We start from the raw sequence: 23,538 nt of genomic DNA, 5'->3' as shown, positions 1-23,538 counted from the left end.
TGATTGCACCAGGCGTGATTTCCGGGGCGCTGTTTGCCTTCTCCACGTCGTTTGATGAGGTGGTGGTAACGCTGTTTCTCGCCGGCCCCGAGCAAGCGACCCTGCCGCGTCAGATGTTCAGCGGCATCCGCGAAAACCTCAGCCCGACGATTGCCGCCGCCGCGACSYTGCTGATTGCCTTCTCGGTGWTCYTGTTGCTGACCCTGGAATGGTTGCGCGGGCGTAGCGAGAAACTGCGTACTGCGCAGGTCTGACGGATCACCCCGATCAACTGTAGGAGCGAGCCTGCTCGCGATGAACTTCAACGATACCGCGGGAAATCTGACACCCCGCGGCGCTCTCAGGTTCATCGCGAGCAGGCTCGCTCCTACAGGTGTTTTTTGTGGTTTTCGGCAGGGTCGGTCATTCACCGCCTGAATAGAAGACAACCCGCAATCCCCAGCTACTATTGTGCCCAGCTCCCCTACCTATAAGAGGCTGCGCACATGGGTCTTTCCTCTTTCAAAATCGCTCACAAATTGATCACCGGCGCAGGTGCCATCGAGCAACTGTCTGCCGAGCTGACGCGTCTGGACATCGACAACCCACTGATCGTCACTGATGTCGCTTTGGTGAAATCCGGCACAGTAGAACTGGCACTGGCGCAGCTGGGCGAACGCAGCTACGAGATTTTCGACCGGGTACTGCCGGACCCGGAAATTGCCATCGTCGAAGATTGCATGCAGGTCTATCGCGACGGCGGGCATGACGGCTTGATCGGCCTGGGCGGCGGCAGTGCCATCGACATTGCCAAGAGCGTGGCGGCCTATGCCGGATACCACGGCGCGCTGGAGGATCTGTTCGGTATCGATCAGGTCCCGCGCAAAGGCCCGCCGCTGATCGCCATCCCGACTACGGCTGGTACCGGCTCGGAGGTGACCAACGTCGCCATCCTTTCCGACAAGGTCGCGCAACTGAAGAAGGGCATCGTCAGCGACTACCTGTTGCCGGACGTGGCGCTGGTCAGCCCGCAAATGACCCTGACCTGTCCGCGCAGCGTCACGGCGGCCAGCGGTATCGATGCGCTGGTGCATGCCATCGAGTCCTATCTGTCGGTCAATGCCTCGCCGATTACCGATGCCCTGGCCATTGGCGCCATCAAGTTGATCGCCAGGGCATTGCCCAAGGCCTACGCCAACCCGTCGAACCTGCAAGCCCGGGAAGACATGGCCACCGCCAGCCTGATGGCCGGCATGGCGTTCGGCAATGCCGGGGTTGGCGCGGTGCATGCGCTGGCGTATCCGCTGGGCGGGCGTTTCAACATTGCCCATGGCGTCAGTAATGCCTTGCTACTGCCCCATGTCATGACCTGGAACAAGATGGCCTGCATCGAACGCATGCAGGATATCGCCGAGGCCATGGGCGTGAAGACCGCTCACTTGAGCATCAACGAAGCGGCCGACAAAGCCGTGCAAGCCATGACCGAGCTGTGTGCCGCCGTGGAAATTCCCCAGGGGCTGCGCAGCTTCGGTGTGCCCGAGGACGCCATTCCGTTCATGGCCGTGGAAGCGGCGGGGGTCGAGCGCTTGATGCGCAACAATCCGCGTAAGTTGAGTGCCGTCGATATCGAAAAGATCTATCGCGCGGCGTACTAGAGCTTCTGCCGTTGATGAATGATGGCAAGGTCCAATCATCGCGCTCACGGTGCGCGCGTCAAAGCATGAGGTATACAATGCGCGCCATCGTGATTCCGCTCAGAAAAGGTGCGTCATGCAGCCCTTCGTAATTGCTCCGTCGATTCTCTCCGCCGACTTCGCCCGCCTGGGTGAAGAAGTGGACAACGTCCTGGCCGCTGGCGCCGACTTCGTGCACTTCGACGTCATGGACAACCACTACGTACCGAACCTGACCATCGGCCCGATGGTCTGCGCGGCACTGCGCAAGTACGGCGTGACCGCGCCGATCGACGCGCACCTGATGGTCAGCCCGGTGGACCGCATCGTCGGCGACTTCATCGAAGCCGGCGCTACTTACATCACCTTCCACCCGGAAGCCACCCAGCACATCGACCGCTCCCTGCAATTGATCCGCGAAGGCGGCTGCAAGTCGGGCCTGGTGTTCAACCCGGCGACCCCGCTGGATGTGCTCAAGCACGTCATGGACAAGGTCGACATGATCCTGTTGATGAGCGTCAACCCGGGCTTCGGCGGGCAGAAGTTCATCCCCGGCACCCTCGACAAGCTGCGTGAAGTGCGGGCGCTGATCGATGCGTCGGGCCGTGACATTCGCCTGGAAATCGACGGCGGCGTGAACGTGAACAACATCCGCGAAATCGCGGCGGCCGGTGCCGACACCTTCGTCGCTGGCTCGGCCATCTTCAATGCGCCGAACTATCAGGAAGTCATCGACAAGATGCGTACCGAACTGGCGCTGGCTCGCCCATGAGTGGCTTTGAGCAGCTGTTCTCGGGGAAGCTGCCGCGGCTGGTGATGTTCGATCTGGACGGTACGTTGATCGACTCGGTCCCGGACCTGGCGGTGGCTGTGGACAAGATGCTGCTCAAACTCGGGCGCAAACCTGTCGGCATCGAATCGGTGCGTGACTGGGTGGGCAACGGCGTACACATGTTGGTGTGCCGGGCGTTGGCCAACCATATCGACGCCGAGGGTGTCGATGAAGTCGAGGCCGAGCATGCCTTGGAGTTGTTCAACGGCTTTTACGAGGACGGTCATGAGCTGACGGTGGTTTACCCCGGCGTGCGTGACACCCTCAAGTGGCTGAACAAACAAGGCGTCGAGATGGCACTGATCACCAACAAGCCGGAGCGTTTCGTCGCGCCGCTGCTGGATCAGATGAAAATCGGCCGCTATTTCCGCTGGATTATCGGCGGTGACACCCTGCCACAGAAAAAGCCTGATCCGGCCGCGCTGTTTTTCGTGATGAAAATGGCCAACATTCCGGCTTCGCAGTCGTTGTTCGTCGGCGATTCGCGCAGCGATGTGCTGGCGGCGAAAGCGGCGGGGGTCAAGTGCGTGGCCCTGAGCTACGGCTATAACCATGGACGGCCGATTGCCGAAGAGTCGCCGGCACTGGTGATCGACGACCTGCGCAAACTAATTCCCGGTTGCCTGGATCCGGCCGCTGAGATAACGTTGGTCGACGCTGTCAAACCCCCTTCTGGAAACGCCATCGTGGTGGTCACTCGCAAACTCTGGATGAAAGTCATCAAGGCCCTGGCCCGCTGGCGTTGGCGCGCCTGACTTGATCCTGGCCGGCTATCCGGCGCGTTTGCATACCTGACTGTTCGATCCTCAAGCCACGAGGCACCTCATGATCCGCGAAGAATTCCTGCGTTTGGCCGCTGCCGGCTACAACCGCATCCCGCTTGCCTGTGAAACCCTGGCCGACTTCGACACACCGTTGTCGATCTACCTGAAGCTGGCCGACGAGCCCAATTCCTACTTGCTGGAGTCCGTACAGGGCGGCGAGAAGTGGGGCCGTTACTCGATCATCGGCCTGCCGTGCCGTACCGTGCTGCGGGTTCATGACCATCACGTCAGCGTGACCGTCGATGGTGTCGAAACCGAAAGCCACGACGTGGAAGACCCGCTGGCCTTCGTCGAAGCCTTCAAGGCTCGCTACAACGTGCCGACCATTGCCGGCCTGCCGCGTTTCAACGGCGGCCTGGTGGGCTACTTCGGTTACGACTGCGTGCGTTATGTGGAAAAGCGTCTGGGCAAGTGCCCGAACCCGGATCCGCTGGGCGTGCCGGACATCCTGCTGATGGTTTCCGACGCGGTGGTGGTGTTCGATAACCTGGCCGGCAAGATGCACGCAATCGTCTTGGCCGACCCGGCGCAGGAAGACGCCTTCGAACAAGGTCGCGCACGCCTGGAAGAGCTGCTGGAAAAACTCCGTCAGCCGATCACCCCACGCCGTGGCCTGGATTTCAGCAAGCAGCAAGCGGCCGATCCGGTATTCCGCTCCAGCTTCACCCAGAACGATTACGAAAAAGCCGTCGACACCATCAAGGAATACATCCTGGCCGGTGACTGTATGCAGGTCGTGCCGTCCCAGCGCATGTCGATCGACTTCAAGGCGGCGCCGATCGATCTGTATCGCGCGCTGCGCTGCTTCAACCCGACGCCTTACATGTACTTCTTCAACTTCGGCGACTTCCATGTCGTCGGCAGTTCGCCGGAAGTGCTGGTGCGGGTCGAAGACAACCTGATCACCGTGCGCCCGATTGCCGGCACCCGTCCACGGGGCGCCAACGAAGAGGCTGATCTGGCGCTGGAAAAAGACCTGCTGTCGGACGACAAGGAAATCGCCGAACACTTGATGCTGATCGACCTCGGTCGCAACGACACCGGTCGCGTATCGGAAATCGGCTCGGTGAAGCTCACCGAGAAAATGGTCATCGAGCGTTATTCCAACGTGATGCACATCGTGTCCAACGTCACCGGGCAACTGAAAGCCGGACTGACGGCAATGGACGCACTGCGGGCGATTCTGCCGGCGGGCACGTTGTCCGGCGCACCGAAGATTCGTGCGATGGAAATCATCGACGAACTGGAGCCGGTCAAGCGTGGCGTCTACGGCGGCGCGGTCGGTTACTTCGCCTGGAACGGCAACATGGACACCGCCATTGCGATCCGCACGGCGGTGATCAAGAACGGCGAACTGCATGTGCAGGCCGGTGGCGGCATTGTGGCTGACTCGGTGCCGGCGCTGGAATGGGAAGAAACCCTGAACAAGCGTCGCGCGATGTTCCGCGCCGTTGCGCTGGCAGAACAAACCCCGGAAAACTGAGCTAACCACAAATCCTGTGGGAGCGAGCTTGCTCGCGATGGGGCCATCACTGTCACATTGATGTTGTCTGACCCTCCGCTATCGCGAGCAAGCTCGCTCCCACAATGACCTCACCAGCATAAAAAAACGCGGCGCCTGTGAGGGCGCCGCGTTTTTTATTGGCTGCACATCAGAAGTCCAGCGCAACACCTACGTTGATGCCCTGTTGGGTAAAGTCGTCGTCCTTGCGGATGTTGTAGCTGGCGCGCAGTGCCAGTTCCTTGGTGAGGTTGTGGCTCACCCCCAGGTTCACACGTTGCAAGTGACTTTGYGGGGTGTAGCCTGCCAGCGTGAACTGGTTGTTTGGCAGGCTGTTGAGGTTGATGCTCACGTCCTGGGTATCGTCGTTGTACTCACGTTCGATTGCCGCTTCGCCGAAAACCTGGGTTTGCGGGGTGATCTGGTATTTGCCCTGCAGGCCAGCGCCCAGACGCCGGGAAATACGCTCCTGATCGGCGAAGGTCAGCGCCGTGGAATCGTTGCCGTCCTCCGAGTAACCGTCGACTTGCACCTTGGCGAAATCGGCGCTGACAAACGGCGACAGGTGCCAAGGGCTGCTGGCTTGTTGCGCAATGTCGTAACCCACGCGTGCGCTGAAGGCCTCGACGTAGCCGCTGGTGTCGCCTTTTTCGCTGCGCTCGTTGGCGCCCAACTGGAATTTACGCTTGAGGCTGTCGTAATCCAGATGCCCAGCCGTCAACGCCGCATCAGCCCACACACGGTTTTGCTGGTACTGGGCGAAAGCCGTGCCCAGGTAAGTGTTGAGCTTGTAGTCGGAGTCGTTTGCGCCGGCTTCGAGTTTCTGGTTATAGAAACCGGCCACCAGGCCGACGCGCCAGGCATCGTCGAGACGGTAGCTGCCGCCGATGTTCAGGTTGGCTCCGTTGCCGTCGGCGCTTGCCACGCTGTCCTGGCCGTCAAAGTCCTGATGCTGTCCGCCGCCGGAAACAATGGCTCGCCATTGGCCGACGCCTTGCCAGTTTTCCCAATCGGCCAGCCACTGATTGCGCAATTCATCCTGATGCGCACGGACGGTGCCCTGGGCCATTTCCGGCAGCAAGGTCAGCTCCCACGGCGCCGCCAGTAGGGAATAGGCGTAATCGGCAATCAGGCGCTGCCCGGCTTCGGTGGGGTGCACCGAGTCGTTGTAGATCAGCTTGGTCGGGTCCGGCGTGGCGCTGTTGATGCCGTAGCGGGCGTTCTCGGTGCAGCCGTTGCCGCTGAAGCAGGTGGCGATGAGGTTCTGGTCGGTGGCCAGGCCAAACTGTGCCGGGTTGGCGAACGTCTCTTTGAGCAGTACCGGAATGTTGAGCGGGATGACTTCGGCATTGATGTTTTGCAGTCGGCTTACCAGTTCAGTGTTGAACTGGGCGCTGAGTTGGGACGTGAACGCTTGCAGCGGGGTGCCGTTGAACGCCGGGGTAAAGCCGATATCGGGCAGCAACCAGACCATGACGTACTTGGCGCCGGCGGTTTGCAGCGTCTGTACGCTGTCGGCCAGGCGGTCGGCGGCGGCACTGGCCTGGGGCAGACTGGTGACTCGACCTTGCAGGAAGTCGTTACCGCCGCCCGACAGGTAATACAGTGCGTTCGGGTCGGCACGGAAGTTATTGGATGGAAGATAGCCGGCCCGGGTGCGTTCGCCGGTGGCGGAGGTGCTGGTAATCGAATCAAGAATCTGGTCGGTACGGTAGCCGCCTACAGCCCAGTTGTTACCATCAGGCAGGCCTTCGTTGGCGCGAACTGCTGAAGCAGAGGATGCCGTCTGGTCTGGTGAAAACCCCAGTTTTCCGCCCAGAATCTGCGTGGCGTTGAGCGAGCGGACTTCGCCGCTGCCATCCAGGTACACCGGCCCCGTCCGGTTGGTGAAGCGCTGCGTCGCCCCGGCAGGCCCGCCCGTGTCGGCAAAGGTCCCAGCGTCGTTGAGGCTGTCCCCGAAGACAATGAAACTTGTATAAGGATTAGGTGCGGCGTTCGCCTGGGCGCATGCGATCGCGAGCAAGCATCCTGCGAGTGGTACAAACAACGACTGTTTGATCATGAGCAAGTCCGTTTATTTATTGTTGTAGTGAACGAAACGACAGTACCAAAAACTTCCGGCCTTTTGCCATCTGTCGCGAAGCCTTTGATAGTTTCGCGGGCAGCACCCCCGGCGATATTGCGCGCTCTGCCCAGCTAAGTTACTGTGCCGGGACGTACGAACGAGACCTTCCCCGTGTTGATCATCAGTAAACTCCTGGATCAAGTCATCAAGGCACATGCCCGCTGGCGTTGGCGCGCCTGAATTCTTTTGCCGGCCTCGCCGGACCTGTACCGCTTTGCCTTCTTTACCTGTTTGAAATGCCGCTTTGCTGGCGCTACTCCAGCATCTGACAAAGCGCAGCGCTCTGCGGGTAAATCATTCGAAGGCCATCTTTAAAGTCAGTGAATTCAAGAGGTTCTTAACGCCATGTTGCTGATGATCGATAACTACGACTCCTTTACCTACAACGTTGTGCAGTACCTGGGCGAGCTTGGCTCCCAGGTCAAAGTCGTGCGCAACGATGAACTGACCATCGCTGAAATCGAAGCCCTCAATCCTGAGCGTATCGTTGTGTCCCCCGGTCCTTGCACCCCGACCGAAGCCGGCATCTCGATTGAAGCGATCAAGCATTTCGCCGGCAAACTGCCGATTCTTGGCGTCTGCCTCGGCCACCAGTCCATCGGCCAGGCCTTTGGCGGTGATGTGGTGCGCGCCCGCCAAGTGATGCACGGTAAGACTAGCCCGGTATTTCACGAGGACAAGGGGGTGTTCGCAGGCCTGAATCGCCCGCTGACGGTCACTCGCTATCATTCATTGATCGTCAAGCGCGAAACCCTGCCCGATTGCCTGGAGCTGACGGCCTGGACCCAGCTTGAAGACGGCTCGGTCGACGAGATCATGGGCCTGCGTCACAAGACCCTGAACATCGAGGGCGTGCAGTTTCACCCAGAATCGATTCTCACCGAGCAGGGCCACGAACTGTTCGCCAACTTCCTCAAACAAACCGGCGGCACGCGCTAAGGACYTTTCATGAATATCAAGACAGCCCTGAGCCGCATCGTCGATCATCTCGACCTCAGCACCGATGAAATGCGCGATGTCATGCGCGAAATCATGACCGGGCAATGCTCGGACGCGCAGATTGGCGCGTTCATGATGGCCATGCGCATGAAGAGCGAAAGCATCGACGAAATCGTCGGCGCGGTGTCAGTGATGCGCGAATTGGCGGACAAGGTCGAACTCAAGACCCTCGACGGTGTGGTCGATGTGGTGGGCACTGGCGGCGACGGTGCCAATATCTTCAACGTGTCGACCGCTGCTGCGTTCGTGGTTTCCGCTGCTGGCTGCACCGTGGCCAAGCATGGCAACCGTGCAGTCTCGGGCAAGAGCGGCAGTGCCGATCTGCTGGAGGCGGCCGGTATCTACCTGAACCTGACACCGGTGCAAGTGGCGCGCTGTATTGACAACGTTGGTATTGGTTTCATGTTTGCCCAGACCCATCACTCTGCGATGAAATACGCTGCAAGCCCGCGCCGCGAATTGGGTCTGCGGACCTTGTTCAACATGCTCGGCCCGCTTACGAATCCGGCGGGTGTGAAGCATCAGGTGGTCGGAGTATTCACCCAGGCCCTGTGCCGGCCGCTGGCGGAAGTGCTGCAGCGTCTGGGCAGCAAACACGTGCTGGTGGTGCATTCGAAGGATGGTCTGGACGAGTTCAGCCTGGCTGCGCCAACGTTTGTCGCTGAGTTGAAGGATGGCCAGATCACCGAGTATTGGGTCGAGCCGGAAGACCTTGGCATGAAGAGCCAGAGCCTGCATGGCCTGGCGGTGGATAGCCCGGCGGCGTCCCTGGAACTGATTCGCGATGCCTTGGGCAAGCGCAAGACCGAAAACGGTCAGAAAGCGGCCGAGATGATCATGCTCAATGCCGGTGCCGCGCTGTACGCCGCCGATCATGCCAGCAGTTTGAAAGAGGGAGTTGCACTTGCGCACGATGCGCTGCACACCGGCCTCGCTCGGGAAAAGCTCGAGGAGCTGGGTGCGTTTACCGCGGTATTCAAAGTGGAGAATGAGGGATGAGTATACCGACGGTTCTGGAAAAGATTCTGGCGCGCAAAGTCGAGGAAGTGGCCGAGCGCAGCGCTCGCGTCAGCCTCGCCGAGCTGGAAAGGCTGGCCAAGGTGGCCGATGCGCCCCGTGGTTTTGCCAAGGCCTTGCTGGCTCAGGCCAAGCTGAAGCAGCCGGCAGTCATTGCCGAAATCAAGAAAGCCTCGCCGAGCAAAGGCGTGATCCGCGAAAACTTCGTTCCCGCCGACATCGCCAGAAGCTACGAGAAGGGCGGCGCGACCTGCCTGTCGGTACTCACTGACATCGACTACTTCCAGGGCGCCGATGCGTACCTGCAGCAGGCCCGCGCGGCGTGCCAGCTGCCGGTGATCCGCAAGGACTTCATGATCGATCCATACCAGATCGTCGAAGCCCGGGCCTTGGGTGCCGATTGCGTGCTGTTGATCGTTTCCGCGCTGGATGACGTGAAAATGGCCGAACTGGCCGCCGTGGCCAAAAGCGTCAATCTCGATGTGTTGGTGGAAGTCCACGACGGCGACGAACTGGAGCGGGCCTTGAAAACCCTCGACACTCCACTGGTTGGCGTGAACAACCGCAATCTGCATACCTTCGATGTCAGCCTGGAAACCACCCTCGACCTGTTGCCACGTATTCCGCGCGATCGTCTGGTCATCACCGAGAGCGGCATTCTCAACCGCGCCGATGTCGAACTGATGGAAATCAGCGACGTCTACGCGTTCCTGGTCGGTGAGGCGTTCATGCGCGCCGAAAGCCCGGGCACCGAGTTGCAGCGTCTGTTCTTTCCTGAGCGCGGTGTGCCTGTCAGCGGCTCGACTCTCGACTAAAAAGCATCGCGAGCAAGCTCGCTCCCCCAGGGTTTGATGGTGGCCAGAAAATCTATGGGCTGCCGGGATCAAATGTGGGAGCGAGCTTGCTCGCGATAGCGGCATAAGAAGCACCACAGACTTTATGTCCTACGGAATACCTTATGACCTCACCTATTTCCCTGACCATCGAAGCCGGCCTGCAAGCCGAACAGGATCTGTTGGCCTCGGTCTGTGCCGGCAACGCGGAATTCGGTCTGTTGTTCTGGCAACCGAGTGACCAGGCATTAGTGATGCCGCGTCGCTTGAATCGCTTGCCAGGCTTTGAATCCGCATGTGAAGTCTCGGCAGCGGCAGGCTGGCCAGTGTTGTTGCGCGATACCGGCGGAGAACCCGTTCCGCAATCCGACACTACGATCAACATCGCTCTGGTCTACGCACCGCCGCGCAGCGAAGGCGACCTTAACCGCATCGAATTCGGCTACCGGCGTCTATGCGATCCAATCTGTCAGTTACTGGATGAGTTGGGAGGCACTTCATCCCTGGGTGAAATTGAAGGCGCCTTTTGTGACGGTCGCTTCAACGTCAACCTCGACGGACGCAAGATGGTCGGTACCGCCCAGCGCTGGCGCCAGAGTCAGAGCCAGAGTGGGCAGCGTCCGGTAGGACTGGTCCACGGAGCGATGCTGATCGATAACGAGCGAGAGTCGATGGTCACCGCGGTCAATCGTTTCAACGAGGCCTGCGGGCTGGAGCACCGCGTACGCGCCGAAAGCCACATCGCGCTGCATGAGAAGTTCACGGCACCCAATGCACTGGCACGTCTGGACGAACTCTACCGGTTGATGCTGGCACAGATGTTCAACGCTTAACGCGTACCAAAGACCACCATGGTCTTGCCTTTGACGCCCACCAGGTTGCGTTCTTCCAGATCCTTGAGGACGCGACCGACCATCTCCCGGGAACAACCGACTATCCGCCCGATTTCCTGACGGGTCACCTTGATTTGCATGCCATCGGGGTGAGTCATGGCGTCTGGCTGTTTGCACAGCTCCAGCAGGCAGCGGGCAACGCGGCCGGTCACGTCAAAAAATGCCAGGTCACCGACCTTGCGCGTGGTGTTGCGCAGGCGCTGTGCGATTTGTCCGCTGAGGACGTAAAGAATTTCCGGATCCAGCAGGGATAACTCGCGGAATTTCGCGTAGCTGATTTCCGCGACTTCGCATTCAACCTTGGCCCGCACCCAGGCGCTGCGCTCCTGCTCCAGGCCGGCTTGCTCAAACAGGCCCAACTCGCCGAAAAAGTCCCCGGCGTTCAGGTAGGAAATGATCATTTCCCGGCCGTCGTCATCTTCGATCAGGATGGTGACTGAGCCTTTGATGATGAAGAACAGCGTTTCCGAGCGGTCGCCGGCACAAATGATGTTGCTCTTGGCCTGATAGCGGCGGCGCTGGCAATGCATCAACAGCTTGTCGAGGTTCTTGATCTTGGGGTTGGGGGCAATCGCAACCATGGTTGTATCCCGAAAAGACTGCACGGTGTGTTTGGTTTTTATGAATAGTGAACGCTGGAGTAAAGCTGGCCATACGCCATTGAATTGGCGTCAGCTTAACAGACACTTCCTGCAATATTCGAGCATTTACCTACAAGGCAGTGGGATATGTCCTAAGACGCCGGGCGCTGTCAATCACGGGGCCTGTGCTAAGCTGGCGACCCTTTTTTATACAGTGGAGTCTTGGCGATGAAGGCACGCATCCAATGGGCTGGCGAAGCCATGTTCCTCGGCGAATCCGGTAGCGGTCATGTCGTGGTCATGGACGGTCCGCCCGATGCCGGCGGACGTAACCTGGGTGTCCGGCCGATGGAAATGCTGCTGCTGGGTGTCGGCGGTTGTAGCAATTTCGATGTGGTCAGCATCCTCAAGAAGTCCCGCCAGGCGGTCGAAAGSTGTGAAGCGTTCCTTGAAGCCGAGCGTGCGACCGAAGATCCAAAGGTATTCACCAAGATTCATATGCATTTTGTGGTCAAGGGCCGCGGGCTGAAAGAAGCCCAGGTCAAACGCGCCATCGAGCTGTCTGCCGAGAAGTATTGCTCGGCCTCGATCATGCTCGGCGCGGCAGGCGTGGCAATTACCCACGACTATGAAATCATCGAGCTCGGTTGAATCGACATTCAACTATCATAAAAGCAGTGCAGACTCTGGCGAACACAAGCTGACGTCTGCATAATGCGCCACTTTTTTCAGGGTAGTGGCCCGTCAGCCGACAGGCCTCGCACCCGAACAGACAACCAAAATCGCCATCGCGAAGAGGTGTTAACCGTCCTACGCAGGTGCGTTGTTCGCATTTGACGGGCATGCTTGATCACGCGGCCGGGCCGCAAACACATAGAGAGTTTTTAACGGTGAAAAGCAAACTCAAGCTCCACGGGTTCAATAACCTGACAAAGACCTTGAGCTTCAACATCTATGACATCTGCTACGCGGAAACCCCGCAAGACCAGCAGGCTTACGTCGAGTACATCAATAAAGAGTACAACGCGAAACGCCTGACGCAGATCCTCACGGAAGTTGTCGATATCATTGGTGCCAACATCCTGAACATTGCCAGTCAGGACTATGAGCCGCAGGGCGCCAGCGTCACGATCCTGATCTCGGAAGAGCCGGTAACCCCGACCGACAGTCAGATCGAAGAATCCCCGGGCCCGCTGCCTGAAATCATTCTTGCTCACCTCGACAAGAGCCACATCACGGTGCACACCTACCCGGAAATCCATCCGGTCAGCGGTATTGCAACCTTCCGAGTGGACATCGACGTGTCGACTTGCGGGGTCATTTCACCGCTTAAAGCGCTCAATTTCCTGATTCACCAGTTCGATTCGGACATCGTGACCGTGGACTACCGTGTGCGCGGTTTCACCCGTGACGTTGAAGGCAAAAAGCACTTCATCGACCACGAGATCAATTCGATCCAGAACTACCTCTCCGATGACACGTACGACGCGTATCAGATGACCGATGTGAACGTGTACCAGGAAAACCTGTTCCACACCAAGATGCTGCTGAAGAACTTCGAACTGGATAACTACCTGTTCGGCGACGCCACCAGCAACCTGTCCTCTGAGCAACGCGCCCAGGTGACCGAGCGGGTGAAACACGAAATGCTCGAAATCTTCTACGCGCGTAACATGGCGTAAGATTCATCGAGCACAAAAAAGGCGACTCCCTCACGGCAGTCGCCTTTTTTATTGTTACCACCAAAACCTGTGGGAGCGGCGGTGCGGCGATCCGACTTGCCTGCGAAGAGGCCTTATCAGGCAACAGAGATATCAGATCCGATAAGTACTCTTGGTCATCACCTTGGCCATCAGACTCATCCCGAACTTCACCGGTGCCGGAAAGCGGAACCCGCCAGCCTCCAGCGCACTTTCGGCATGCTGTTCTTCATCGATGCGCATCTGCTCAAGAATCGCCCGGGATTTTTCATCCTCGGCCGGCAATTGCTCCAGATGTTCGTTCAGGTGTTTGCACACCTGGTCTTCCGTCGCCGCGACGAAACCCAGGCTGACTTTGTCGCTGATCAGGCCGGCCACTGCGCCAATCCCGAACGACATGCCGTAAAACAAGGGGTTGAGGATGCTGGTGTGGCTACCCAGTTGATGGATGCGTTGCTCGCACCAGACCAGGTGATCGATTTCTTCTTCGGCGGCATGCTCCATCGCAGCACGTACTTGCGGCAGCTTGGCGGTCAGCGCCTGCCCCTGGTACAGCGCCTGGGCGCAGACTTCGCCGGTATGGTTGATGCGCATCAGGCTGGCAACATGGCGCGTGTCTTCGTCGCTCATTTTCGCATCCGGCTGCACGATGGCGGGCGACGGACGGTACGGCTGGCCGCTGAAGGGCAGCAGGGTGCGCATCGCGGCATCGGCTTGCAGCAGAAGGCGGTCGATTGGCGAGTAGTGACGTTGGGTAGTCATGCTGACCTCCGGGGGAATTTCGGCGGCCAGTTTAACCCAATCGGCCGGGGAAGGATTGCGCTGGGTCATTGTGCTGCAGAGGCTGTGACAGTCCTGTGATGCCCTTGTGGAAGCGGCGCACCGCCGCTCCCACAGGGGGAGGCAGTAATCAGCCCGGCGGCCAGTGCATCTGGCGCTGACCCAGCACGTGCATATGAATGTGGTAGACGGTTTGCCCACCCAGTTCATTGCAGTTCATGACCACCCGGAAACCTTCTTCACAGCCCAACTCCAGAGCCAGACGCTGCGCGGTGAACAGAATATGCCCGGCCAGCGCCTTGTCGTCCTCGGTCAGGTCGTTCAAGGTGCGAACCGGTTTTTTCGGGACCACCAGGAAATGTACCGGTGCCTGTGGGGCAATGTCGTGGAAGGCCAGTACCTGGTCGTCCTCGTAAATGATCTTCGCCGGGATTTCCCGGTTGATGATCTTGGTGAACAGAGTATCCACAGCTGTTTTCTCCGTTGTTTGGGCTGGGCTGAGTGTACTCATGGCGTATGCCTGCGCCCAGCCTTTTACCTTGAGTTGGATCAGCGCGGGCAGTACGCCTTGTTGATCATGCCGGCGATGGTGCGAGTCAGCCAGCGCGCGCCGAGCCGCGGCAGGAAGGCGAGCCAGCGGTTGCGCCGCCCGGGAATAATGATCGCTTTATTCTTTTCCAATGCGCGCACGGTGTAGAGCGCCACTTCCTCGGGGCTCATCAACAGTTTGCTGTTGGTCAGTTTGTCGCTGTCGAGTTGTGCAGTACGGAAAAACGCCGTGCGGGTCGGCCCGGGGCAGAGCACCGAAACCTTGATCGCACATTTTTTCAGCTCGACGCGTAATCCTTCGGAAAAGTGCAGCACATATGCCTTGCTGGCGTAATAAGTGCTCATCCACGGACCGGGTTGAAACGCCGCCACCGAGGCCACATTCAGAATCTGCCCACCGCCTTGCAGGGCCATGCTGTTGCCGATGGCGTGGCACAGGCGGGTGAGGGCGAGGATGTTCACTTCGATCAGGTCTTGCTCGGTCATCCAGTCCTGGGCCAGAAACGGGCCGCATGTACCGATACCGGCGCAGTTGACCAACAGATCGATCTGCCGGTCGCCTTCTTCCAGTTCCAGCAGGAACCCGGACAGGCGCAGCGGTTCGCCCAGGTCGCAGGCGCGGAACAGCACTTCCACGCCGAACCTCTGGGTCAGTTCAATCGCAATGCTTTCCAGCTGATCACGTTGTCGGGCCACCAGAATCAGGCTGCGGCCGCGCCGGGCCAGCGCTTCGGCCATCGCCAGGCCGATGCCGCTGGAGGCGCCAGTGATCAGAGCGTAACGGGTCATGCAGTTCTCCATCGCAACAGCTCCGCGCCGCGACGCAGGTGTCACGGGCCAGGAGCGCTGTTCATTCTTTCGCAGAGTCTACAGGGGGCTGGGCCTCTTCGGCTGCATCGTCGGTGGAATTTGGCGCCGGTACGACTTCGACGTCGATTTCATCGGTGGTGACCGAACTGCTTTCGTAGCTGCTCTGGGCGGCGCTTTTGTATTCTTCCCGTATCGCCGTGAGACCACCGGCCAGCGAGCCGAACAGAACCAGCGCGATAACGATCAGCCACAGCGAAGACAATACCTTGACCGCGGTACTGTTCGGCGGAGGCGGCGGGCCGTAGGGGTTGGCTGTGTCGTTGCCCGGTACGACCATGATCACGAATGGAAAGAAACTGCCAACAAATGGCACCAGGTTCAGCAGCCACAGCCAGCCGGACCAGCCGACATCGTGCAAGCGTTGAACGGTGATCTGGATGCTGACGAATACAAATCCGGCGAAGAGGATCAAGGCCAGCAAGGCGCCCAATGTCAGGCCACCGGTCGAATCCGAGCCAATGAGGGCCAGAGCGAGCAATGCAAACACCCCGCAAACAGCCATGAGGACCAGTGTCAGCACCAGCGTCCAGGCGAGGTAGCGCAAGCGGCCGATACGGCCATCGAAACTGAATGGCTTGAGCGTGGAGAATTCCGCCATGGCTTCGCCGACGGGTGCGCGAGGGGGCGCGTAAGGGGACTGCGGATCTGCCAAGGCCGCCTGGCTGCTGGCCGAGGGATGGTCGTGAACGTCGGCGAGGTTCAGCTCGATCGGCGTTTCGGCTTCGATGCGGGCGTCGATACCGGTTTTGCTCAGTGCCTGGAGATAGATCTGGGCATCGGCTTGCGACAGGTTGCGTTTGAGCGCTACCGGACGTCCGGTAAACAGGCGCTCGATGGCTGAGACATCACTTTTGAACAGCTCGGCGAGATTGAGCTTTGCCGTGGTGATGTCGACACCGGGCAGCAAGGCGCCCTCGAATACGATCTTGAAATGGTTTTCGCCCATGTGCGAAGCATCCTTGTCGCGAGAGGTTGAAAGAAGAATGTTGTGCCTGGGCCAGTGTAAGGCCAGCCGGGAAAGACTGGCCAAGGTTTGCTGTCAGCGCGGCCAGCGTTTGGTCAACTGAGCAGCCTGCTCCAGGGCCGTGCGGTACTCCGCGTCGAGACGTGCAATCAACTGTTCGACGCTCGGCAAGTCTTCGATTTCTCCCACACCCTGGCCTGCGGACCAAACGGTTTTCCAGGCTTTGGCCTCATCGCTCACGGGTTTGAGCCTGGAACCGAAGTTGATCTCGCCCTTGCCTTGCAAGGCGGCCATGTCGAAACCGGCGGCCTCAAGGCTCTGGCGCATGAAACTCGCGGGGACACCTGACACGGCTGGAGTATGGATGATGTCTGCCGCTTTGGATGTCAGCAGCATTTCTTTGTAGGCGTCGGGCGCGTGACTTTCGGTCGTGCCGATAAATCGTGTGCCAAAGTAGGCCAAATCCGCGCCGAGCAGTTGGGCGGCAAGAATTTCGTGGCCATGGTTCAAGCAGCCGGCCAGCAACAAGGTCTTGTCGAAGAACTGGCGGATTTCGGCAATCAGCGAGAACGGGCTCCAGGTCCCTGCGTGTCCACCGGCGCCGGCGGCCACGGCGATCAAGCCATCCACGCCTGCTTCGGCCGCTTTCTCGGCGTGACGACGAGTTGTCACGTCATGGAACACCAGGCCGCCGTAGCTGTGCACCGCGTCTACCAATTCTTTCACGGCACCAAGACTGGTGATCACGATCGGTACTTTGTGTTCGACGCAGATCTCAAGATCCGCCTGTAAACGAGGATTGCTGTTGTGGACAATCAGGTTCACGGCGTAAGGCGCGGGGTTTTCCAGTGTCGCCAGCCCGGCTTCGATTTCTTCCAGCCAGGCCTTGAAACCACTGCTTTCGCGCTGGTTCAACGCTGGAAAGCTGCCGACCACGCCCTGGCGACAACAGGCGAGTACCAATTGCGGATTGGAAATCAGGAACATCGGCGCTGCCACTACAGGCAGACGCAAACTTTGTTCGAGCAGAGCGGGTAGCGACATTGGAAGTACCCCGGTGAGTTGTGCCTGTTGGATTTAGAACGGCCGAACGACGACCAGAATTACGATTGCCAGCAATATCAGAACCGGAACCTCATTGAACCAGCGATAAAAGACATGGCTGCGGGTGTTTTCGCCACGGGCAAAACGTTTTACCTGTGCGCCGCACATGTGGTGGTAGCCGATCAGAATCACCACCAGCGTCAGCTTGGCGTGCATCCAGCCACCCTGAGTGAAATACGCACTCGGGTTGAGGCTGATCAGCCAGCCGCCGAAGATCAGCGTAGCGATCATTGCCGGCCCCATGATGCCGCGATACAGCTTGCGCTCCATGACGCTGAAGCGTTCCTTGCTGATCGTGTCTTCACTTTGTGCGTGATAAACGAACAGTCGTGGCAGGTAGAACAGGCCGGCAAACCAGCACACGACGCTGATGATGTGAAGCGCTTTGAGCCACGGATAGAGCATTTTTAGTTATTCCAGGATTCACGTTAGCCGCAATAGTAGAGGCTTGACGCTCCGCACGTCACCTTGACGGTTGTCGCAGGGGCGCGCGGCCCCTATTATCGACGGCTTTCCAGTGGGTTCGTTGAGGGCAGGTTTATGGTCAAGGTCGGTATCGTCGGCGGCACGGGTTACACCGGTGTCGAACTGCTGCGTCTGTTGGCGCAACATCCGCAAGCTGAGGTGGTTGTCATCACTTCCCGATCCGAGGCTGGCCTGGCCGTGGCCGACATGTACCCGAACCTGCGAGGCCATTACGATGGCCTGGCGTTCAGTGTTCCGGACATCAAGACCCTGGGTGCCTGTGATGTGGTGTTCTTCGCCACACCGCACGGTGTTGCCCATGCCTTGGCGGGCGAGTTGCTGGCGGCCGGGACCAAGGTCATCGACCTGTCGGCCGACTTCCGCCTGCAAGACGCGGATGAGTGGGCCAAGTGGTACGGCCAGCCGCACGGTGCACCGGAGTTGCTGGACGAGGCGGTCTACGGCTTGCCGGAAGTCAATCGCGAGCAGATCAAAAAAGCGCGCCTGATTGCCGTGCCGGGCTGCTACCCAACTGCAACACAATTGGGTTTCCTGCCATTGCTCGAAGCCGGCCTGGCCGATACCGCGCATCTGATTGCTGACTGCAAATCCGGTGTCAGCGGTGCCGGTCGTGGTGCTTCCGTAGGCTCGCTGTACTCCGAGACATCGGAAAGCATGAAGGCCTATGCGGTCAAAGGCCACCGTCACCTGCCGGAGATTCGCCAGGGGCTGCGTCGTGCAGCAGGCAAGGACGTCGGCCTGACTTTCGTTCCGCACCTGACACCGATGATTCGCGGCATTCACTCCACGCTCTACGCAACCGTTGTTGATCGCTCGGTGGACCTGCAGGCGCTGTTTGAAAAACGTTATGCCAACGAACCGTTCGTCGATGTGATGCCGGCAGGCAGCCATCCGGAGACGCGTAGCGTACGCGGTGCCAACGTCTGCCGTATTGCCGTACATCGTCCTCAGGACGGCGATCTGGTGGTTGTTCTGTCGGTGATCGACAATCTGGTCAAGGGCGCCTCGGGTCAGGCCGTGCAGAACATGAACATACTGTTCGGGCTGGATGAGCGTCTGGGTCTGTCTCACGCCGGCATGCTGCCGTAAGGTTTATCGCGTACAGCAAAAGGCCCGTCTGACGGGCCTTTTTGCATTCTGGGCCGGCGACTGGAGTGGTTGATATACCATAACAATAGTTGACCGCTTTTCTAGGAGAAGCGGATAATGCGCGTCATCACGCAATATGACGGCGTTACGCCGGGAGATAGTCAGCATGAGCGTCGAATCCTTCACCCCCACGGCTTTGCAATTCACCCACGGTGCCGCGCACAAGGTGAAGAGCCTGGTCGATGAAGAGGGGAATGATCGCTTGAAGCTGCGCGTATTCGTTACGGGCGGCGGTTGTTCAGGTTTTCAGTACGGTTTCACCTTCGATGAGGAAGTGGCCGATGACGACACCATCGTCGAACGCGAAGGTGTGAGTCTGGTGGTCGATCCGATGAGCTTCCAGTACCTGGCAGGTGCCGAGGTGGACTATCAGGAAGGTCTGGAAGGTTCGCGTTTCGTCATCAAGAACCCGAATGCGACCACTACCTGTGGCTGCGGTTCTTCGTTCTCGATCTGATCAGCGCACCTGCATTACAAAGCGCCGCATGGCCTTAGGGCCCTGCGGCGTTTTGCTGTGTGGAGGATTTATGCGGGGTAGATGGCGCCCAGTACGCGCAAGCCGCGGGCACCGGTAACGCTCGGGCGGTTGGCTGCAATGCCTTCCAGGCAGCAATGAGCCAGCCACGCGAAGGCCATGGCTTCGACCCAGTCGGGGTCTACGCCGTAAGTGGCGGTGCTGCTGACACTGGCATTTGGCAGCAGGGCGGCCAGGCGACTCATCAACGCGGTGTTGTGAGCGCCACCGCCGCAGACCAGTAGTTCCTGCGTGTCTGCCTGGGCGCTTTGCAGAGATTCGATGATGGTCAGCGCGGTCAGCTCAAGCAGCGTCGCCTGAACATCTTCGGCGGCGAAGGCTGGCAGTTGTGCCAGGTGCTGTGTCAGCCAAGGCAGGTTGAATACTTCCCGTCCGGTACTCTTCGGGCCCTTGGTTACGAAGAACGGATCGCTGAGCAGCTCATTCAATAGAGCGGGTTCAACCTTGCCGCTGGCGGCCCATTGGCCGTCACGGTCATAGTTGTCGCCACGTTGCTGATGAATCCAGGCGTCCAACAGGACATTGCCCGGGCCGCAGTCGAAACCGGCAACAGGCTTGCCAGGCTCGATAAGGCTGAGGTTGCTGAATCCACCGACGTTCAGCACGGCACGATTGCCGGGACGCTCTTCAAACAAGGCTTCGTGAAAGGCGGGAACCAGCGGAGCACCTTGTCCGCCGGCAGCGACGTCGCGGCTGCGGAAGTCGCTGACCACGGTGATGCCGGTCAGCTCTGTCAGCAGGGCCGGATTGCCAATCTGCACGGTGAAACCGCGTGCAGGTTCATGGCGGATGGTCTGGCCATGGCTGCCGATCGCACGAATGTCGTCGGGCTTCAGTTGCTGTTGAGCGAGAAGAGCATGAATCCCTTGGGCTGCCAGTTTCACCCAGTTCTGCTGGGCAATGGCGGAGCGGGCGATTTCGTCCGGGCCGCTGGCGCACAAGCCGAGGAGCTCGGCGCGCAGGGAGTCGGGCATCGGGATGTAGTGGGAGGCGATCAGTCTGATCGCCGGGGCTTGCTCGATCAGTGCGATATCCAGGCCATCCAGGCTGGTTCCGGACATCACACCTATATAGAGCGCCATGACTTAGCGCTTGCTCGAAGCCAGCAGAGTGGCTTTTTCCTGTTCCATGCGCGCCATCAGTGGCTGGCTTTGGGCGAGGAAGCGTGGGCGTTCTGCCTTGGCAATCGGATCGGCCATTGGCAGTTTCTGGCCCAGCGGGTCGACGTGCACGCCATTGACCTGGAACTCGTAGTGCAGGTGCGGCCCGGTGGAGAGACCGGTGGTGCCGATATAACCAATCACCTGGCCCTGTTTCACCGTGCCGCCAGTCTTCACGCCTTTGGCGAAGCCTTGCATGTGGCCGTAGAGCGTGGTGTAGGTATTGCCGTGCTGGAGGACCACGGTATTGCCGTAGCCACCACGGCGACCGGCCAGCAAGACCTTGCCATCGCCGGCTGCCTTGATCGGCGTGCCGCGCGGTGCTGCGTAGTCGACGCCTTTGTGGGCGCGGATCTTGTTCAGGATCGGGTGTTTGCGGCCCATGGAAAATTTCGAGCTGATGCGGGCGAAGTCCACCGGTGTGCGGATGAATGCCTTGCGCATGCTGTTGCCGTCAGCGGTGTAGTAGCTGCTGTTGCCTTGTTTGTTGGTGTAGCGCACGGCGGTGTAGGTCTTGCCGCGGTTGGTGAAGCGCGCCGACAGGATCGGGCCAGTGCCGACGGCTTTGCCGTTGACCACTTTTTGCTCGTAGATCACGTCGAATTCATCGCCCTGGCGAATATCCTGGGCGAAGTCTACGTCGTAGCCAAACACACTGGCCATGTCCATGGTCAGGCTGTGAGACAGGCCGGCTCGGGCTGCAGACTGCGACAGCGAGCTGTTGATCACGCCGTGAACGTAAGCCGAGCGTACGGTCGGTTTCGCGGTAATGCGGTTGAACGTGTAGCCCTTTTCGTTCTTGGTCAGGCTGATGCTTTCGAGGTCGTTGAGCTTGCTGTGCAAGTTGGTCAACTGACCGTCAGGACTCAGTTCGAATTCGAGTTTTTGCCCATGCTTGAGCTGGCTGAACTGCTTGGCCTGCTTGTCGCTGGCCAGTATTTCACGCACCGAGGTGGCTGGGAGGCCGACCTTTTCGAACAGTGTAGAGAGGGTGTCACCCTTGGTTACGATCACTTCCCTGTGGCTGGCCGGCTTCTTTTCTTCGACGACCGGCGCAGGTGCGGGTGCCGATTCGGCTTGAGCGGTTTCCTGGATGTCTTCGGCGCTGTTGTCGATCTGCGCGAAGGGGGAGGTTGCTGGTTCATTTGTGGCTTGAACGGCGTCAGCAGCGTCTTGATCTTGTGTCAGTTGTTCAGCAGGACTTTCCAGTTCAAGACTCAGGGTTGTCTTTTTGGCTTCAACATCGCTGGAAGGGAATACCAGAAGCGCCAGGCTGAGAAGGGCGGCGATGCCACTTGCGGCAAGCAAGTGGGTCTTCGGGTAAAGCGGCGGCGCTTTAGACGATTCTGTGGTCATAAGTGGTTTTGACTTTGAAAAAGATGAATTGGAAAAGATGAATGACATGATGAAGATGAAATAACTGTATAAAATATAACCAAATCATCTCTGAAGCAAGTCCGCAGGCGCTCTGTCTGCGGATTGGCGTCCGTGCGCCGGGCAAACCTTGTATTTGACGCGCGATCTTGTATGGTTGGTTCCCTTTGAATCTGAGCCTTGCGGGTCTGTTATGAAGTCGGTTGAAGAGCAGCTAGCGCTGATCAAACGTGGTGCGGAAGAACTGTTGGTCGAGTCCGAGCTGATTGAAAAGCTCAAGCGTGGCCAGCCGCTACGTATTAAGGCGGGCTTCGATCCAACGGCTCCGGATCTGCACTTGGGTCACACCGTGCTTATTAATAAGCTGCGCCAGTTCCAGGAGCTGGGGCATCAGGTGATCTTCCTTATAGGTGACTTCACCGGGATGATCGGTGATCCGAGCGGCAAGAGTGCCACGCGCCCGCCGCTCACTCGCGAGCAGGTCCTCGAGAATGCCGAGACCTACAAGACTCAGGTCTTCAAGATTCTGGACCCRGCAAAGACCGAAGTGGCATTCAACTCCACCTGGATGGATCAGATGGGGCCGGCCGACTTCATTCGCCTGACTTCGCAGTACACCGTGGCTCGCATGCTCGAGCGCGATGACTTCGACAAGCGCTACACAACCAATCAGCCAATCGCCATTCATGAGTTCCTTTATCCGCTGGTTCAGGGTTATGACTCTGTAGCTCTGCGCGCAGACGTCGAGCTCGGCGGCACCGATCAGAAGTTCAACTTGCTGATGGGGCGTGAGCTGCAGCGTGGTTATGGTCAGGAAGCCCAGTGCATTTTGACCATGCCGCTGCTTGAGGGGCTGGATGGCGTGAAGAAGATGTCCAAGTCCTTGGGCAACTACGTCGGTATCCAGGAAGCGCCGGGTGTGATGTACAGCAAGCTGGTTTCCATTCCGGATGTGCTGATGTGGCGTTACTTCGAGTTGCTCAGCTTCCGTTCAATGGATGAGATCAATGCGTTCCGCGCTGATGTAGAGGCGGGTGCCAATCCGCGCGATATCAAGATCAAGCTGGCTGAAGAGATCGTTGCACGTTTCCATGGTGAGGAGGCTGCGGCCAGTGCTCATCGTGCTGCCGGTAACCGTATGAAGGATGGCGAGCTGCCGGAAGATCTGCCGGAAATCGAATTGACTGCTACCGAGGATATGCCGATCGCTGCTGTCCTTAATAAGGCGGGGTTGGTCAAGAACTCTGCGGTGGCTCGAGATCTCCTGGGTTCCGGTGGTGTGCGTATAGATGGTGAGGTTGTCGATCGCACCTTTATATATGCACTGGGTGCGACCCATGTTTGTCAGGCCGGGAAGAAGGCATTTGCGCGTATTACGCTCAAATCCGAATAAGGCTGAAATAAAGGGTTGACGGCGAATTTTAGAAGCCTATAATTCGCCCCACTTCCGGCGCAGTCGAAACGGAAAACTCCTTGGTAAACAATGAGTTACGCAGTTTTCGGCAGCGGGTTGCTTCAGGTCATCGAAGCCAAAAGGGAGTTGAAAAAGAGGTGTTGACAGCAGCGTGTAACGCTGTAGAATTCGCCTCCCGCTGACGAGAGATCTGAGG

The 23,538-nt window shown here is 58.9% G+C and carries 24 protein-coding genes; 14 read left to right on the top strand and 10 right to left on the bottom strand.

Going from position 1 to position 23,538, the window contains the following annotated elements:
• The 5 genes from AC1DU9_RS25325 to trpE form a co-directional block, all read left to right on the top strand.
• Positions 1-254, top strand: a 254-nt coding sequence (locus AC1DU9_RS25325) for an ABC transporter permease (RefSeq protein ID WP_477810967.1), incomplete at its 5' end; no start/stop codon positions are given.
• A 231-nt stretch (positions 255-485) separates the two neighbouring features.
• The gene (locus tag AC1DU9_RS25320; RefSeq protein ID WP_477810966.1) at positions 486-1,634 is read left to right on the top strand and encodes an iron-containing alcohol dehydrogenase; all 1,149 of its coding nucleotides are present in this window, start codon (positions 486-488) and stop codon (positions 1,632-1,634) included.
• 115 nt (positions 1,635-1,749) lie between these two features.
• Positions 1,750-2,424, top strand: a complete 675-nt coding sequence (gene rpe / locus AC1DU9_RS25315) for a ribulose-phosphate 3-epimerase (protein WP_223456976.1) — start codon at positions 1,750-1,752, stop codon at positions 2,422-2,424.
• Positions 2,421-3,239, top strand: coding sequence for a phosphoglycolate phosphatase (locus AC1DU9_RS25310; protein ID WP_477810965.1), 819 nt, complete (start codon positions 2,421-2,423; stop codon positions 3,237-3,239). Before rpe ends, AC1DU9_RS25310 begins: the two co-directional genes overlap by 4 nt.
• Before the next feature lie 70 nt (positions 3,240-3,309).
• Positions 3,310-4,791 carry an anthranilate synthase component I gene (gene trpE / locus AC1DU9_RS25305; RefSeq protein ID WP_223456978.1) on the top strand — a complete coding sequence of 494 codons (1,482 nt, stop codon included), beginning with the start codon at positions 3,310-3,312 and terminating at the stop codon, positions 4,789-4,791.
• Between the two features lie 169 nt (positions 4,792-4,960).
• Here the strand turns inward: trpE and estP are convergent, their stop codons facing one another.
• Positions 4,961-6,871 (bottom strand): esterase EstP, encoded by a 1,911-nt coding sequence (estP, locus tag AC1DU9_RS25300; RefSeq protein ID WP_223456979.1) that lies wholly within the window; start codon positions 6,869-6,871, stop codon positions 4,961-4,963.
• Positions 6,872-7,279: 408 nt separating this feature from the next.
• On the opposite strand from estP, the gene AC1DU9_RS25295 reads away from it, so the two are divergent.
• From AC1DU9_RS25295 to AC1DU9_RS25280, 4 genes are all read left to right on the top strand, one after another.
• Entirely contained in the window at positions 7,280-7,873 is a 594-nt protein-coding gene (locus AC1DU9_RS25295; RefSeq protein WP_007980194.1) for an aminodeoxychorismate/anthranilate synthase component II, read from the top strand.
• Positions 7,874-7,882: 9 nt separating this feature from the next.
• Positions 7,883-8,932: an anthranilate phosphoribosyltransferase gene (trpD, locus tag AC1DU9_RS25290; RefSeq protein WP_108231610.1), complete on the top strand. Its 1,050-nt coding sequence runs from the start codon at positions 7,883-7,885 to the stop codon at positions 8,930-8,932.
• The gene (gene trpC / locus AC1DU9_RS25285; protein ID WP_223456980.1) at positions 8,929-9,765 is read left to right on the top strand and encodes an indole-3-glycerol phosphate synthase TrpC; all 837 of its coding nucleotides are present in this window, start codon (positions 8,929-8,931) and stop codon (positions 9,763-9,765) included. Before trpD ends, trpC begins: the two co-directional genes overlap by 4 nt.
• A gap of 143 nt (positions 9,766-9,908) precedes the next feature.
• A complete protein-coding gene (locus AC1DU9_RS25280) occupies positions 9,909-10,616 on the top strand; it encodes a lipoate--protein ligase family protein (RefSeq protein WP_477810964.1) in 708 nt (235 codons plus the stop codon).
• Here the strand turns inward: AC1DU9_RS25280 and crp are convergent.
• A complete protein-coding gene (crp, locus tag AC1DU9_RS25275; RefSeq protein WP_477810963.1) occupies positions 10,613-11,257 on the bottom strand; it encodes a cAMP-activated global transcriptional regulator CRP in 645 nt (214 codons plus the stop codon). The two genes, AC1DU9_RS25280 and crp, sit on opposite strands and share 4 nt — an antisense overlap.
• 228 nt (positions 11,258-11,485) lie before the next feature.
• Between crp and AC1DU9_RS25270 the strand changes: the two genes are divergently transcribed.
• Complete coding sequence (locus AC1DU9_RS25270; RefSeq protein ID WP_477810962.1) at positions 11,486-11,908, top strand: OsmC family protein; 423 nt, start codon at positions 11,486-11,488, stop codon at positions 11,906-11,908.
• A 239-nt stretch (positions 11,909-12,147) separates the two neighbouring features.
• A complete protein-coding gene (gene speD, locus AC1DU9_RS25265) occupies positions 12,148-12,939 on the top strand; it encodes an adenosylmethionine decarboxylase (RefSeq protein ID WP_007986012.1) in 792 nt (263 codons plus the stop codon).
• A gap of 132 nt (positions 12,940-13,071) precedes the next feature.
• Here the strand turns inward: speD and coq7 are convergent, their stop codons facing one another.
• The 6 genes from coq7 to hemJ form a co-directional block, all read right to left on the bottom strand.
• The gene (coq7, locus tag AC1DU9_RS25260; protein WP_477810961.1) at positions 13,072-13,719 is read right to left on the bottom strand and encodes a 2-polyprenyl-3-methyl-6-methoxy-1,4-benzoquinone monooxygenase; all 648 of its coding nucleotides are present in this window, start codon (positions 13,717-13,719) and stop codon (positions 13,072-13,074) included.
• Between the two features lie 148 nt (positions 13,720-13,867).
• Positions 13,868-14,206 carry a histidine triad nucleotide-binding protein gene (locus AC1DU9_RS25255; protein WP_007906873.1) on the bottom strand — a complete coding sequence of 113 codons (339 nt, stop codon included), beginning with the start codon at positions 14,204-14,206 and terminating at the stop codon, positions 13,868-13,870.
• An 80-nt stretch (positions 14,207-14,286) separates the two neighbouring features.
• Positions 14,287-15,075, bottom strand: coding sequence for an SDR family NAD(P)-dependent oxidoreductase (locus tag AC1DU9_RS25250; RefSeq protein ID WP_223456986.1), 789 nt, complete (start codon positions 15,073-15,075; stop codon positions 14,287-14,289).
• A gap of 61 nt (positions 15,076-15,136) precedes the next feature.
• Positions 15,137-16,102, bottom strand: a complete 966-nt coding sequence (locus AC1DU9_RS25245) for a DUF805 domain-containing protein (RefSeq protein ID WP_477810960.1) — start codon at positions 16,100-16,102, stop codon at positions 15,137-15,139.
• Positions 16,103-16,195: 93 nt separating this feature from the next.
• On the bottom strand, positions 16,196-17,164 hold the full coding sequence (locus tag AC1DU9_RS25240; protein WP_223456990.1) for an NAD(P)H-dependent flavin oxidoreductase: 969 nt from the start codon (positions 17,162-17,164) through the stop codon (positions 16,196-16,198).
• A 33-nt stretch (positions 17,165-17,197) separates the two neighbouring features.
• Positions 17,198-17,629, bottom strand: a complete 432-nt coding sequence (gene hemJ / locus AC1DU9_RS25235; protein ID WP_223456992.1) for a protoporphyrinogen oxidase HemJ — start codon at positions 17,627-17,629, stop codon at positions 17,198-17,200.
• A gap of 135 nt (positions 17,630-17,764) precedes the next feature.
• Between hemJ and argC the strand changes: the two genes are divergently transcribed.
• Entirely contained in the window at positions 17,765-18,799 is a 1,035-nt protein-coding gene (argC, locus tag AC1DU9_RS25230; RefSeq protein WP_008051660.1) for an N-acetyl-gamma-glutamyl-phosphate reductase, read from the top strand.
• 166 nt (positions 18,800-18,965) lie between these two features.
• Entirely contained in the window at positions 18,966-19,316 is a 351-nt protein-coding gene (erpA, locus tag AC1DU9_RS25225; RefSeq protein ID WP_007906865.1) for an iron-sulfur cluster insertion protein ErpA, read from the top strand.
• Between the two features lie 68 nt (positions 19,317-19,384).
• Here erpA and AC1DU9_RS25220 read toward each other — a convergent pair whose 3' ends face one another.
• Together AC1DU9_RS25220 and AC1DU9_RS25215 are read right to left on the bottom strand one after the other, a co-directional pair.
• Positions 19,385-20,476, bottom strand: coding sequence for an anhydro-N-acetylmuramic acid kinase (locus AC1DU9_RS25220; RefSeq protein ID WP_223456994.1), 1,092 nt, complete (start codon positions 20,474-20,476; stop codon positions 19,385-19,387).
• A gap of 3 nt (positions 20,477-20,479) precedes the next feature.
• Positions 20,480-21,910, bottom strand: a complete 1,431-nt coding sequence (locus AC1DU9_RS25215; protein WP_223456996.1) for a peptidoglycan DD-metalloendopeptidase family protein — start codon at positions 21,908-21,910, stop codon at positions 20,480-20,482.
• 211 nt (positions 21,911-22,121) lie between these two features.
• Here AC1DU9_RS25215 and tyrS point away from each other — a divergent pair, with 211 nt between their 5' ends.
• A complete protein-coding gene (gene tyrS / locus AC1DU9_RS25210) occupies positions 22,122-23,321 on the top strand; it encodes a tyrosine--tRNA ligase (protein WP_223456998.1) in 1,200 nt (399 codons plus the stop codon).
• Positions 23,322-23,538: the final 217 nt, after the last annotated feature.

The organism is Pseudomonas sp. P4_C1 (assembly GCF_056402155.1).
This window is presented reverse-complemented; position numbering and strand designations above follow the sequence as displayed.

Bases quoted from the DNA above. Each gene is read 5' to 3' on its own strand.
- crp (WP_477810963.1), bottom strand. From the start codon at position 11,257: ATGGTTGCGATTGCCCCCAACCCCAAGATCAAGAACCTCGACAAGCTG.
- hemJ (WP_223456992.1), bottom strand. From the start codon at position 17,629: ATGCTCTATCCGTGGCTCAAAGCGCTTCACATCATCAGCGTCGTGTGC.
- coq7 (WP_477810961.1), bottom strand. From the start codon at position 13,719: ATGACTACCCAACGTCACTACTCGCCAATCGACCGCCTTCTGCTGCAA.
- AC1DU9_RS25240 (WP_223456990.1), bottom strand. From the start codon at position 17,164: ATGTCGCTACCCGCTCTGCTCGAACAAAGTTTGCGTCTGCCTGTAGTG.
- rpe (WP_223456976.1), top strand. From the start codon at position 1,750: ATGCAGCCCTTCGTAATTGCTCCGTCGATTCTCTCCGCCGACTTCGCC.
- AC1DU9_RS25280 (WP_477810964.1), top strand. From the start codon at position 9,909: ATGACCTCACCTATTTCCCTGACCATCGAAGCCGGCCTGCAAGCCGAA.
- argC (WP_008051660.1), top strand. From the start codon at position 17,765: ATGGTCAAGGTCGGTATCGTCGGCGGCACGGGTTACACCGGTGTCGAA.
- trpD (WP_108231610.1), top strand. From the start codon at position 7,883: ATGAATATCAAGACAGCCCTGAGCCGCATCGTCGATCATCTCGACCTC.
- AC1DU9_RS25250 (WP_223456986.1), bottom strand. From the start codon at position 15,075: ATGACCCGTTACGCTCTGATCACTGGCGCCTCCAGCGGCATCGGCCTG.
- AC1DU9_RS25310 (WP_477810965.1), top strand. From the start codon at position 2,421: ATGAGTGGCTTTGAGCAGCTGTTCTCGGGGAAGCTGCCGCGGCTGGTG.
- trpC (WP_223456980.1), top strand. From the start codon at position 8,929: ATGAGTATACCGACGGTTCTGGAAAAGATTCTGGCGCGCAAAGTCGAG.
- AC1DU9_RS25320 (WP_477810966.1), top strand. From the start codon at position 486: ATGGGTCTTTCCTCTTTCAAAATCGCTCACAAATTGATCACCGGCGCA.
- AC1DU9_RS25215 (WP_223456996.1), bottom strand. From the start codon at position 21,910: ATGACCACAGAATCGTCTAAAGCGCCGCCGCTTTACCCGAAGACCCAC.
- trpE (WP_223456978.1), top strand. From the start codon at position 3,310: ATGATCCGCGAAGAATTCCTGCGTTTGGCCGCTGCCGGCTACAACCGC.
- AC1DU9_RS25245 (WP_477810960.1), bottom strand. From the start codon at position 16,102: ATGGGCGAAAACCATTTCAAGATCGTATTCGAGGGCGCCTTGCTGCCC.
- erpA (WP_007906865.1), top strand. From the start codon at position 18,966: ATGAGCGTCGAATCCTTCACCCCCACGGCTTTGCAATTCACCCACGGT.
- AC1DU9_RS25295 (WP_007980194.1), top strand. From the start codon at position 7,280: ATGTTGCTGATGATCGATAACTACGACTCCTTTACCTACAACGTTGTG.
- AC1DU9_RS25220 (WP_223456994.1), bottom strand. From the start codon at position 20,476: ATGGCGCTCTATATAGGTGTGATGTCCGGAACCAGCCTGGATGGCCTG.